Annotated in this window: 10 protein-coding genes and 1 pseudogene; 10 read left to right on the plus strand and 1 reads right to left on the minus strand. The window is 35.1% G+C overall.

The window, feature by feature from the left end; translation table 11 throughout:
* Positions 1–33: 33 nt before the first annotated feature.
* On the minus strand, positions 34–1,170 hold the full coding sequence (locus LI112_RS12810; RefSeq protein WP_173898093.1) for a site-specific integrase: 1,137 nt from the start codon (positions 1,168–1,170) through the stop codon (positions 34–36).
* 672 nt (positions 1,171–1,842) lie between these two features.
* Between LI112_RS12810 and LI112_RS18380 the strand changes: the two genes are divergently transcribed.
* The 10 genes and pseudogenes from LI112_RS18380 (at position 1,843) to LI112_RS12865 (ending at position 12,709) form a co-directional block, all read left to right on the plus strand.
* Positions 1,843–3,045 carry a zinc ribbon domain-containing protein gene (locus tag LI112_RS18380; protein ID WP_173898091.1) on the plus strand — a complete coding sequence of 401 codons (1,203 nt, stop codon included), beginning with the start codon at positions 1,843–1,845 and terminating at the stop codon, positions 3,043–3,045.
* A 439-nt stretch (positions 3,046–3,484) separates the two neighbouring features.
* Positions 3,485–3,709 (plus strand): hypothetical protein, encoded by a 225-nt coding sequence (locus LI112_RS12820; protein WP_173898089.1) that lies wholly within the window; start codon positions 3,485–3,487, stop codon positions 3,707–3,709.
* Positions 3,710–4,176: 467 nt separating this feature from the next.
* A pseudogene (locus tag LI112_RS12825) lies at positions 4,177–5,712 on the plus strand (polysaccharide biosynthesis protein).
* 43 nt (positions 5,713–5,755) lie between these two features.
* The gene (locus LI112_RS12830; protein ID WP_173898087.1) at positions 5,756–7,039 is read left to right on the plus strand and encodes a DegT/DnrJ/EryC1/StrS aminotransferase family protein; all 1,284 of its coding nucleotides are present in this window, start codon (positions 5,756–5,758) and stop codon (positions 7,037–7,039) included.
* A gap of 24 nt (positions 7,040–7,063) precedes the next feature.
* Positions 7,064–8,686, plus strand: a complete 1,623-nt coding sequence (locus tag LI112_RS18385) for a sugar transferase (protein ID WP_331464436.1) — start codon at positions 7,064–7,066, stop codon at positions 8,684–8,686.
* A gap of 10 nt (positions 8,687–8,696) precedes the next feature.
* Positions 8,697–8,984 (plus strand): hypothetical protein, encoded by a 288-nt coding sequence (locus LI112_RS12845; RefSeq protein WP_227190843.1) that lies wholly within the window; start codon positions 8,697–8,699, stop codon positions 8,982–8,984.
* 149 nt (positions 8,985–9,133) lie between these two features.
* Complete coding sequence (locus LI112_RS12850) at positions 9,134–9,397, plus strand: hypothetical protein (protein ID WP_173903635.1); 264 nt, start codon at positions 9,134–9,136, stop codon at positions 9,395–9,397.
* A 25-nt stretch (positions 9,398–9,422) separates the two neighbouring features.
* Positions 9,423–10,466 (plus strand): glycosyltransferase family 4 protein, encoded by a 1,044-nt coding sequence (locus LI112_RS12855; RefSeq protein WP_173898083.1) that lies wholly within the window; start codon positions 9,423–9,425, stop codon positions 10,464–10,466.
* Positions 10,467–10,473: 7 nt separating this feature from the next.
* Positions 10,474–11,487, plus strand: a complete 1,014-nt coding sequence (locus tag LI112_RS12860) for a hypothetical protein (RefSeq protein WP_173898081.1) — start codon at positions 10,474–10,476, stop codon at positions 11,485–11,487.
* Positions 11,474–12,709 carry a hypothetical protein gene (locus tag LI112_RS12865; RefSeq protein WP_173898079.1) on the plus strand — a complete coding sequence of 412 codons (1,236 nt, stop codon included), beginning with the start codon at positions 11,474–11,476 and terminating at the stop codon, positions 12,707–12,709. Before LI112_RS12860 ends, LI112_RS12865 begins: the two co-directional genes overlap by 14 nt.
* Positions 12,710–12,850 lie beyond the last annotated feature (141 nt).

Below are 12,850 nucleotides of genomic sequence, written 5' to 3' on the forward strand. Positions count from 1 at the left end.
ATTGGATTGCATGTTTGCAGGTCTTTTGACGTTTTATTTGACGGCTATTAATTTGTTCATTTTGTTCATGTTCTGCTTCTTAAGATTAAAAGACGGATGTACATATCGGTTCAGGGTAATGTTGATGTTTGAATGTCCGAGGATTTCACTGAGTGTTTTAACATCAAATCCCAGCTCTACACATCTGGTGGCGAACGTATGACGTAAGGTATGAAAATTTGTTTGGGGAATTTTACACTGCTGAAGAATTTTTTTGAAGTGATACTGATAATTACGTGGCTCTATATATCTTTCATAAGAACCTGTCAGCAGATAACCCTGCATGGGAAGTTTGCTGGATTTGATAAGCTGGATCAACTGTCGTGGAAGTGGAATTGTTCGGATAGCGGATTGCGTTTTGGGTTCTGCTATAATGATCATTGTCTTTTTTCCGTTATGTTCTTTTTGAATCCGCTGCATGGTTTTGTGTATATAGATATATCCTTCTGTCAGTGAAATGTCCTCCCAGGTTAATGCGCAAGCTTCACCGAGCCGGATTCCGGTATACATACAGATAAGAAGTCCGATATTTCGATAAGTGAGGTTCAGGCAGAGATAAGTTGAAAGGATTTTCTGATTTCTTCCGCTCAAAACAACCAGTTTCTTTGGAACTGCTCTGTATTCAAAACGAAGAACCGGAAGTATGTTCATATATTTTTTTGTAGTTGCATAAAACAAAATTGCTTTCATTACCGAAAGAATATCAAGCGTTGTTTTCGGTGCAAGTGCAGTTCCTTTTGCAGTTTTCGTCATGAGCAGAGCATTATAAAAAGCTTCCATTTGCTCAAGTGTAATATTATGTATGTCCTGTTCTCTGAAAAATGGAAGCAGATGAATATTAATGATATTGTTGTATTTAGAAATGGAGGTTTCTTTCAATATACGCTTTTTATAAAGCAGCCATTCACCGGCTACATCTGCAAATGTATGAATACTGAAATTTCCTGTACTTTTTTCTGGTAAAGATAGGCATTCTTTTTTTACCAGTTCTAATTTGCTTTTCGTATCGGTATATGTTCTGGCATAGACATATCCGTATTTGATTTTTCCGCTTTCATCTCTTGTCTTGCAGTAACGACCTTCCCAACGCCCATCTTTTCTCTTGTAGATGTTTTCTCCTTTTCGTGACATATTTAATTTCTCCTTTCATTCGACCATTATTTTGACGGCTAATAATATTGTCGCAGAAAATCATAAAAAAATAAGAAACAACAATTATAAAATGTTGATAAACTTGCCTTATTTCTGCTGAAGAACTTAATGTTCTATGGCGATATATAGAAAAGCATATTTTCTATTCTGTATGATTTGTTTTTTATATTCAACAAACAGAGAGCATCTGTCCTTTCGAAAAAACTATGCTTTATTATCCACAAAACAAACATGAATTTCCGGCGGGGCGGAGATTTCCTGAATCACAAAAAAGGAGGATTCGTGGAAGAGGACAGAAAAGATGTACTTCAATGGCACCCGGCGTTTTATGCGGATTTGCAGATTGAATTTCAGGAGGAAACTTATAAACTGATGTTCCAAAATGAATATCCCCTCAGTAAGAACCCATGCAGGTAATTGTTGCAGCTAATGAACAGCAATTTAAGGAGGACAACAATATGTGTGATGCATTGATGAAAACCCTTATATTTTGAATTGATAATTTACATTTCATGATATAAGGGATTTTTTTGACGGCTAATATCATGTTTTTTACGTCTTTACATAACTTTTTTTATGTGCTAGAATGTATGCGATTACAAAAAAACGTCGCAGAGTATGCTACTCTGCGAAAAAAATTGAGGTGTTCCCGTGGAGAAACCACAGTATTACTCCATCACAGTAAAGAAGATGAACATTCTGACCAGACATACCGATTGGTTAGTAAAAACGCAGGAACTGTATAACCAGATACTGGAATTTTATTACAACCTGTATCTTGACACTTTTCAGGATGGAAAGCCAGGTTCCATGGAGGCACTTCGAACACTGGAAAAACTGACAATTGCAGGCAGAGACCGACAGCCGGTGAAATATCCACTGCCCTGGGCAAAAGTTCCTCTGTATTTCAGGAGAGCTGCAATTAACAGTGCCATTGCTGCGGCTAACAGTTACCTTTCCAGAGAAAAGCAGAAAATCCGTTCCGGTTCTTTCACAGAATCTGTTACCTGCTATAAAGGCATGTATCGTGATTTCGAAGGAGATGCGATCACACTGAAAATCTGGAATGGAGATAAATGGATTTGGCATCGTATCAAACTTCGGGGAAATACAATTCCAGAGGAAGGACAGATGTTGTCTCCTTCCATCGTTCTGAAAAAAACAGGACCAGAGTTACATATTCCATGGAAGATTTGTGTAAAAGATGGCAGGACTGCCAGAGAGCGAATGGCAGATGCTGAAAAAATCTGTGCGGTTACTTTTACCAATCAGGATGCACTGGCAGTATGTTGTATCGTCAATCAAAATGGTGAAAAAGAGCATGCTTTGTTTATTAGAGGCGGAGCTGCGTATGCACATCGATGCCGACAGATCACAGATAAAATCCGAAAATCCGAAGCGTCAGGAAGCAAAAACAGTAGTACGATTCCAAATTCCCGTTACTGGATGAAATTAAAAAATCTCAACGATTTTTATTCTCATTGCATAAGTAGACAAGTTATAAATTACACAGTAAGACAAGGCGCAAAAATAATTATACTTCCGGAATTTGAGAAAGAATACAGCAGAATTCTGATGACAAAAGCAGGAAATTATTCACCGATACATCTCAGCACAGCTATACGCGAAAAGATAAAGTACAAAGCCTGGCAGGAAGGAATTGTCGTACTGGAACTGCAACAGCATAAAAACAGTTCTGTGTGCGCTGCCTGTGGAGCACCTTTACATAGAAAAGGGCAGGAATTCATTTGTGAAAACAGGCATCAGGGAAATTACTACCTGAATGCATCCTGGAATCTCGGATTGAAATGCATCCGGGGATTTCAGCCAAAAGAGTCGGGAACAAGCAGTTGATCTGCTGTTTTCATATATACAGGAAACTGTAAAAAAGATTTTATCTACAGGATAAATTCTTCGGGTGGAGTACCGCCCACCGGAGTCCATCGTGGAGCCCGGAAAGAATGTGATCAGAAAATCACGAACGTACTCGAAGTTATTGAAGAAATAAGTTACGGGTTGGAAACGAAGTTTTAGTAAATAACAGGGAATGAAAATGAAGAAGAAAAATCAAAGCTAAAAATAAACATGAATATACAGCCTGCAGAGCTCGTAAGAGAGTGAAGCGGGCTATTGGTGTGTATAAAATTACTGAAGGAGTTTGTATGATTCAAGGAATAGGTAATATTGCAATGATGGAGCAGAAAGACTTGAATGGAACAAGAAATTAGAAGCACTTTATAATATTCCGGTTTTATTCCATATGGATTCTACAATTTCTCCATCAGCCAATTTAATGCTTGGTTGCATTGTTGAGCCGAGAACAGTTGTGGGTTGCGGAAGTACTATTGGTCATGCAATGGTTATAGGTGCCAATACAGTAGTTGAACCATATAGCTTTATTGGAGATGACTGTACATTAAAATCTGGAACGATTGTGAAATCAACGAGCGTACTTGAAATTGGAACTGAAACAGAGCAGGGAACTGTTTTGTTTACGCCACTTACAAGCAAACAGTGAAAAAATAAAAAAAGTGAAAGGATGAAAACCTCCCCGATTTTCGTGGGGGGGGGGACACAATGAATAGCCAATCAAATGAAAAAAATATGGATATGAACCGTACAAACCAAAGTACGCCGAATATACGCTGGATGCTTGTCGGGTACGACTTGGTTGTATATGCAATAGTAGCAATAATTCTTTTAGTCTTATATGGAGGAATGGATAAATTATCGCCTGTTGGAATTTTTCAGCAAGTTGGTTTATCTGTCCTGTGTATTTTTACAGCACGTCTTTTGGGTAAAATTTATGGACAAGTGTGGAGATATGGTGGGATTCAGTGCTATATCCGCTTGTTATTTACTGATTCTATCGCTTTTGTAGCGTATCTGGGGTTGGAACTCCTGCTTCCAGTTCAAAAAATTACATTTGCTAGATTGATTTCATTGGTTAGTTTGAATCTCTTAGGAGCATTGGCACTTCGTATGATGTACCGCTATGCGTACAAATGTGGAAATCAGGAAACTACGAGAGGAAAATTCCTTTCTATATTATTACATACATTTTCTGGAATTGAAGCAGGAAATGAAAAGGAAGTACAGAAGATTAAAGTTGCAATTATCGGTGCTGGACGAGTTGGTGTAAGTCTGGCAGAAGAACTTTTAAATAACGCTGAAGCAGCATATATACCAAGATGTTTCATTGACATTAATAAAGAAAAAGTCGGACGAGATATACATGGTATTCCTGTATGGTCGGAAGATGAAGCAACATTTAAACGTTTGGGAAAATTTGAAGTACAGGAAATTATCTTTGCAACTCCATCGATGGACGCTAAGAAAAAGAAAGCTCTTTATGATTATTATAAGGATGCCGGATATAAGTTGAAAGTTTATGATTATCCGACGATGTATACTGCAGGTGGAAAGAGACATCTTAGAGAATTTGATATTGAAGAACTTTTGTTTAGAAAACCATTAGTGGTTTCTGATGAAAGAACAAATACTTATTACAAAGACAAGGTAGTACTTATCACTGGCGGTGGCGGTTCCATTGGCTCAGAGCTTTGCAGACAGTTAGCAAAAATGCAGCCAAAGAAAATTATTATCCTGGATATTTATGAGAATGGAGCTTATGACGTTCAGCAGGAATTGAAAATAGCGTATGGAAATAGCTTAGATTTACAGATTGAAATTTGCTCTATTACACATAGGAAAGCACTTGAACGGGTATTTGAAAAGTACCATCCACAGATCGTTATTAATGCGGCAGCTCATAAACATGTTCCTCTGATGGAGCATAACTGTGTAGAAGCTATCTATAACAATGTGTTTGGTACACAGAATCTGGTAGAGCTTTGCGAGGAATATGGAGCAGAACGCTTTATGATGGTATCCACAGATAAAGCAGTCAATCCAACCAATGTTATGGGTGCGACAAAGAGAATGTGTGAAATGATCGTGCAGAGTGCAAGTACACATGGAAAAGTAAAATACAGTGCTACACGATTTGGAAATGTATTGGGCAGTGCAGGATCAGTTATTCCGTTGTTTAAACGTCAGATTGCTAACGGTGGTCCTGTCACAGTTACCAACAAGAGAATCATCAGGTATTTCATGACAATTCCGGAAGCATCACAGCTTGTTCTTCAGAGTGGAGCGATTGCAAACAACGGAGAATTATTTGTTCTAGATATGGGACAGCCAGTTAAGATTATGGATCTGGCGGAAAATATGATCCGTTTATCTGGTGTCTAGGGAATTGAAATTATTGAAACGGGATTAAGACCGGGAGAAAAACTGTATGAGGAGTTATTGGTTAAAACAGAGGAACTGGATAAAACCGATAATAGCATGATTTTTATTGAAAGAGATACAGCTTTAAATAAAGAAGAGATTTATAAAAAAATCAAAGTTCTTAGAGATGCCTGTGATACAGGTGATGATTTGATTGCAAAAGAAGCTCTCCGAAGTGTTGTACCAACATTTAAGACACCAGAAGAGGTAAACAAAGAGATTGCATAAAGAATAACCACAACATGGAGCGATATAAAAGAGGTAATTACATATGTTTAAAGAGAACAATAATTTTGAAAAATTTGAATCAAAAGTTTGGTTGAGCAGTCCGACTATGCATGGTCCGGAAATTGAATATGTGAAAGAAGCGTATGAAACAAACTGGATGTCCACAGTTGGTAAGAATATCAATGAAGTAGAAAGAATGGCATGTGAATATATCGGTTGCAAATACGCAGTTGCATTATCAGCAGGAACAGCGTCCTTACATTTGGCAATGAAACTGGCAGGTATTGAAGCATATGGTATGCCAAAGGTTGGGCATGGTGCATTAGAGGGAAAGAAAGTATTTTGCTCTGATATGACATTTGATGCAACTGTAAATCCGGTAGTTTATGAAGGCGGAGAGCCGGTGTTTATTGATACAGAGTATGACACCTGGAATATGGACCCGGTTGCATTAGAAAAGGCATTTGAAATTTATCCGGATACAAAGGTTGTGGTTGTTGCACATCTTTATGGAACTCCGGGTAAAGTTGATGAGTTAAATACAATTATTAAAAAGCATGGTGCCATTTTAGTAGAAGATGCAGCAGAATCTATGGGAGCTACATATAAAGGCGTGCAGACTGGTACATTTGGAAAATATAACACAATTTCTTTTAATGGAAATAAGATTATTACTGGTAGTGCTGGTGGATGCTTCCTGACAGATGATGAAGAAGCTGCAAATAAGGTTCGTAAGTGGTCAACTCAGGCGAGAGAAAATGCTGCATGGTATCAGCATGAAGAACTGGGATACAACTATCGGATGAGTAATGTGGTTGCTGGTGTTGTTCGTGGACAGTTTCCTTATCTGAAAGAGCATATTGAGCAGAAGAAAGCAATTTATGAGAGATATAAAGAGGGCTTAAAAGGACTGCCAGTATCTATGAACCCAATGGATCTGGAAAATTCTGAACCAAATTACTGGTTGTCTTGTCTGATTATTGATAAGGAAGCAATGTGCAAACAGGTTCGTGGTGAGCAGGATGTGTGTTATGTAAAAGAATCAGGAAAGTCCTGCCCGACAGAGATTTTGGAAGCGATTGCATCTATTAATGCAGAGGGAAGACCAATCTGGAAGCCAATGCATATGCAGCCGATTTATCGTTTAAATCCGTTTGTTGTTAGAGATGGAAATGGACGTGCCAGATCAAATGCTTACATTGCAGGTGATGCAGCTGATGTAGGAATGGATATTTTTACAAGAGGATTATGCCTGCCGAGTGATAATAAAATGACAGTAGAGCAGCAGGATAGAATTATTGAAGTGATTAGAGCTTGCTTTGAATAGAAATATATTGTGGGAGAGATTATTGTGTCAAAGAAAAAAATAGTTGGAATTATAGCATCATCTATTGTTGGTGGAACAGCGATAGTGACTTGGATTATGAAAAAGAAGGCGAAAAAAACAACTTATAAAGCTGAAAGTATAGAAGCGATTCCGACACGCAAAATGGGATTTTACGAAAAATATGTTAAAAGAGCGATAGATGTTGTTTGTGCGTCAGCAGCAATTATATGTTTTAGCCCATTGTATATAGGTGTTGCAATTCTTGTCAAATTCAAACTGGGCAGCCCAGTGTTGTTCACGCAGGATCGTCCAGGGTTGATTGGAGAAGATGGAAAAGAAACTATTTTTAAAATGTACAAATTCCGTACTATGACAGATGAAAGAGATGAAAACGGAGAGCTTTTACCGGATGAAGTACGTTTAACTTCATTTGGTAAGTGGCTTAGAAGTACAAGTCTTGATGAACTTCCAGAGGCTTTTAATATTTTAAATGGAACACTTTCGATTTGCGGACCACGTCCACAGTTGGTCAGGGATCTTACATTTATGACAAAGGAGCAACGTATGCGTCATACTGCAAAACCTGGGTTGAGTGGCTTGGCTCAGGTAAATGGACGAAATGCGATTAAGTGGGAAGATAAATTGAACTGGGATTTGAAGTATATAGAAAATGTGACATTGTTAAAAGATTTTAGCATTATATTAAAAACTGTAAAAACTGCTTTTATTAAACAAGAAGGCATTACAGATGGAGATATGGCAACCGCAGAGGATTTTGGAGATTATCTTTTAAAAAATGAAAAAATAACTTCCGAGGAATATGATAAAAAACAAATAGAGGCTAAGCAAATTTTAAATAAATGTGATGGAATACTGCGAGAAGAAAACATGGTTTCAATTATTATGCCGTCTTACAATACAGCTTCATACATAAAAGAATCAATCCAGTCAGTTTTAAATCAAACTTATACTAATTGGGAATTGATTATTGTAGATGATTGTTCAACTGATGAAACAGAAGAAGTGCTTGCTACAATTACAGATTCTCGAATCAAATACTTTAAAAATAAAGAAAACTCTGGAGCTGCAATAAGTCGGAACAAAGCATTACGAGAGGCTAGAGGGCAATGGATTGCTTTTCTTGATTCGGATGATCTTTGGCTGCCTAATAAACTTGAAAAACAAATTATTTTTATGAAGAATAATGGATATAAGTTTTCTTATACGAATTATGAAGAAATTGATATGGCGAGTAATAAAACCGGTGTAAGGATAACAGGACCTAAAAAAATCACAAAGATGGGAATGTATAATTATTGTTGGCCTGGATGTCTTACAGTAATGTATGATGCTAATGAAATTGGGTTGATTCAGATTGAAGATATTAAAAAAAATAATGATTATGCAATGTGGTTAAAAGTTTGCCAAAAGGCTGATTGTTATTTGTTAGATGAAGTATTAGCACAATATAGAAAAGGGCGTGTAGGAAGTGTAAGTACACATAGTATTAGGACAATGATTAGCTGGCACTATATGCTTTATCATGAAGCAGAAAAAATGGGCAAATTAGAGAGTCTATTTAATACCGGAAGAAATTTGTTATTTGGTTACTATAAAAAAAGAAAATATGTAAAAAAATTTGATTAGGTGATGTGCTATGAATCAGTATTCAAAAAAATTTTTAAAAACTCATTTGGTAGAAATAATAATGTCTATTCCAAAAACAATATATTTTAATTTTAAGGTACTACCAGTAAGTCAGGCTATAAAATTCCCATATATTGTATCTTACCATGTGAAATTGTCAGGGATAAACAGAAAAACATTTTTGACAAATGATAAGGATTTATCTACCTGCTCAATGAGAATTGGCTTTGGTGATTCTATAACATCAAGAAGAGAATCGCCTAAGAGTTTACTTTGTGTTGAGCGGGGGGGGGGGTAATACAGGTAGGAAAAAATTTAGGATTATCTCAGGGATGTGTTATATGTGTAAATAATGCAAAATTAATTTTAGGTAATAAATTTAGATGCAATTACTCAACTACAATTGATTGTTCTGATGCCGATATAGAAATAGGTAATGACGTTGTTTTGGGGTGGAATGTTACGATAAAAAATAATGATGGACATCATGTTGTAGAAAATGGTAAAGATTCCATTATTTCAAAAAAAATAGTCATAAAAGATCATGTATGGGTATGCGCATATTCAACATTGCTGAAAGGAACACTTATTCAAAAAAATTCGGTTGTTGCGTATGGCGCATTAGTAACGAATACAATTGACAGAGAAAATGTATTGTATGGAGGTGTTCCTGCAAAAATGATAAAAGAGAACATTAGTTGGAGAGAGTAGTGATGAGAGCTGGGAGGAAGAATTTGTGAAAAAAGTATGCATCATAGGGTGCTTTGCAGATACACTGGATTTGCTCAATGGGCAAACGGTAAAAACTAAAATTGTATACAAAGAAATGAAAAATGCATTTGGTTGCAATGAAGTGATGAAGGTTGATACATATGGAGGCATAAAAACATTGGTAAAAACTCCAATCATTGTATTGAATGCATTAATACATTCCCAAAATGTAATCATTCTTCCAGCGGAGAATGGACTGAGAATTATAGCTCCACTTTTAATTACTTTTAATAAAGTATTTAAAAGAAATATATGTTATGACGTAATAGGCGGTTGGTTACCAGAATTTGTGAATAAAAGAAAATGGTTAGGTGCTTTTTTAAAAAAAATAAATTATATTTTTGTTGAAACGGAATCAATGAAAGAACAATTAGAAAGTCAGGGATATGATAATGTAGAAGTTATTCCGAACTGTAAGGAATTGTATATATTAGATGCGAAAACAATAAAGTATACTGAGGGCATCCCATACCGGTTATGTACTTTTTCTAGGGTGATAAAGGAAAAAGGTATAGAGGATGCTGTTCAAGCTGTATGTGAAATAAATTCTAAATATGACGACATTTTTGCAGAATTAGATATATATGGACAGATTGAAGATAGTCAAAAAGAATGGTTTGAACAGTTGCAAGCTTCATCGCCTCAATATATAAGATATAAAGGGATGGTTCCGTTTAATCAGAGTACGGAAGTACTGAAAAACTACGATGCTTTGTTATTCCCTACATATTATGAAGGGGAAGGATTTGCGGGGACAATTATTGATGCTTTTGCAGCGGGACTTCCAGTTATTGCAAGTGATTGGAAGTACAATTCAGAGATAATTAAACAAGGAATAACCGGTGTGATTACTAAAACACATAGTATAAGCGAATTAAAAAATGCAATATTATCAATCAATAGTGACGTGGAAAAATGGAATTTTATGAGAAAAAATTGCATATCTGAAGCCAAAATGTATTTGCCGGCGAATGCAATGAAAAAATTAATTGATATAGTAAATGGGTAGAGGAAAAATGATTAAGATAGTGAGAAGTTCAAGTACAAATGCAGAAGTCACAGATTATTATTTAGATGTAATAGCTTCACTTATGGAGGCATGTGGTGAAAAAAAATATGAAGATGATATAGACTTAAAACAGTGCAAAAAGAAGGATATTATTATTGCGCCTACTTCCGTCGATTTTGTTAAATTATATTTTAAAGGGTATAAAAATCAAATTTATTGGATGCAGGGAATAGATGCAGAAGAAAGCTATATGAGAAACGGAAGCAAACTGAGAAGTTTTGTTCTTGATGCTATTACAAAATTTGCTATGAAAAAGGCAATGGCAATTTTTTATGTTTCAGAAGAAATGAAAAAATTTGAAGAAGGTAAATCTGGTATTAGTACAGATAAAAAATGTTTTATTATGCCTTGCTTTAATGTAAGTAGAACAGAAACACTTCAAGTAGATGAAAGAAAATATAAGAAGAATATATTTACCTATGTGGGTTCTTTAAGTAAATGGCAATGTTTTGAAGAAACACTTGATTTTTATAAAAAAATTGAGAAAATTGATCCAAATGCAGAGTTAAAGATTTTTACTTTTGCTAAAGATGAAGCGAGAAGAATTGTAGAAAGAAAAAATATTAATAATTGTACAGTATCATCAGTTGCACCAGAAATGATGACTGAAGCACTAGCTGATGTGAAGTTCGGATTTGTTTTACGGGAAGACGATCCGGTTAATTGTGTGGCAACACCTACAAAATTATCATCATATTTATCTGCCGGAGTTATTCCTGTTTTTAGTAAGTATTTAAAAGACTTTTATAACAAAACAAAGAATTTTGAATATGTTGTACCAGTGTCAGACTTTAAACCAACAGAAAAATTGAAAAATCTTTTAGTTGAAGAAATAGAAATAAAGAAACTGATTTCTGAATATACGGAATTATTTAATACATATTACAATCCTCAATATTACATAAAACAATATAAGGAAAAAATGTGTAAACTTTTGGAGGAAAAGTATGGAAGTAAATAGGAGAAAATGGTGGATAATTTCTTTAGCCGGAACAGTGGGGTTTTTCTTTGCTATTGCTCCGGTGTTGGATCCTTATATTGTGATAGAAATTGGTAGCGGATTTACTTTAAAAATTAATGATATAATCATGCTTTTCTTGACAATGTTATGTTTTTCGAAATCATATAGGTTTGAGAGAAAAACAGGCTTTTTATGTATGTGGTTATTAGGATTAGGGATTATTGGCATATTTGGAAATTTAGTGAGTAATACCGATATGGCAAATTCATTCAAAAATTTGATTGTATGGTTGATATATGCAGTTTGCTTAACTTATTTATGGAAAACACCTTGTAGAGATAAATTTTTTCAATGGATTGAGATAATAGCTATTATTGCTTCAATACTTGTAATATTACAGTTTGTAAGCGGATATGTGGGAATGGCAATGTGGGATGGAAGAATCCCAGGACTTGCATTAGGTAAATATGATGGTTGGGCTGGCTATATTGATGTAAATACAGGAGATATACGTCCAAATGGAATATTTCAGGAGGCGTCATATTTAGGAATTTATGTTTCAGTAGCATATGTGCAAGCCTTTAAAGAAGAAAGAATAAAAAGAATGCTGTTGTATGCTATTTCGATGTTAATGACCACATCAGTAGTAGCGATTATTATACTTGTCACTGCAACTGTTTTGATCTTGATTATGAAAAATACAATCGATTTGTCTTCGAAAATGACCAGAAGAATTTTATTCCTGATAAGTGTTTTTATTGTAGGGCTGGTATTTGTAAGTAATTCAAATGAGGCAGTTGGTGATTCCATAGCATACATAATGAAGCGTTTTACTAATTTTAATTCAGATTTAAATGGTACAAGAATGAGTTCTACAAAATATAGAATTATTGGACATGTGGAGCTGTTTAGCAGATATTCTATTTTGCAAAAGATAGTTGGTGTTGGAATTGCGCAATATGGAAATTTATTTAATGTAAAATCGTATGGTAATGTATGGGTCACAACACTTCTTAATTGCGGAATATTAGGAGTAGGTTATTTAATTATATGTGTGTTAAATCTGGTAAAGAGAATAAGACGAGAAAATATTGCTTTTTTTGTTATTTTTGTTCTTGTTTTATCCTCAGATTGGCAATGGTTTAGTTGGTACTTTTTTATGTTGATTTCTGCCTGCATATTATCGAGTAATGATAAATCTGAGAGAGTAGCTGAAAATTGAAAGATATGAACAGAAAGCGGCAATAATACATGTTTATAATTCTTAAGAGAAGGAATAAAAAGTGCACAAACTTACAAAAATATAGAAATCATTTTAGTAAGTAATAGAGCTACAGATGATAGCTTATTAAACTGTATTCAA

Origin of the sequence: Blautia sp. 210820-DFI.6.14 (assembly GCF_020558815.1) — a bacterium.
Classification (GTDB): domain Bacteria; phylum Bacillota; class Clostridia; order Lachnospirales; family Lachnospiraceae; genus Blautia_A; species Blautia_A obeum.

What these genes read in the sequence shown, in the direction of transcription:
- LI112_RS12810 (WP_173898093.1), bottom strand. Translation starts at nt 1,170, where the DNA reads ATGTCACGAAAAGGAGAAAACATCTACAAGAGAAAAGATGGGCGTTGG.
- LI112_RS12820 (WP_173898089.1), top strand. Translation starts at nt 3,485, where the DNA reads ATGCTTGGTTGCATTGTTGAGCCGAGAACAGTTGTGGGTTGCGGAAGT.
- LI112_RS12830 (WP_173898087.1), top strand. Translation starts at nt 5,756, where the DNA reads ATGTTTAAAGAGAACAATAATTTTGAAAAATTTGAATCAAAAGTTTGG.
- LI112_RS12845 (WP_227190843.1), top strand. Translation starts at nt 8,697, where the DNA reads ATGAATCAGTATTCAAAAAAATTTTTAAAAACTCATTTGGTAGAAATA.
- LI112_RS12860 (WP_173898081.1), top strand. Translation starts at nt 10,474, where the DNA reads ATGATTAAGATAGTGAGAAGTTCAAGTACAAATGCAGAAGTCACAGAT.
- LI112_RS12865 (WP_173898079.1), top strand. Translation starts at nt 11,474, where the DNA reads ATGGAAGTAAATAGGAGAAAATGGTGGATAATTTCTTTAGCCGGAACA.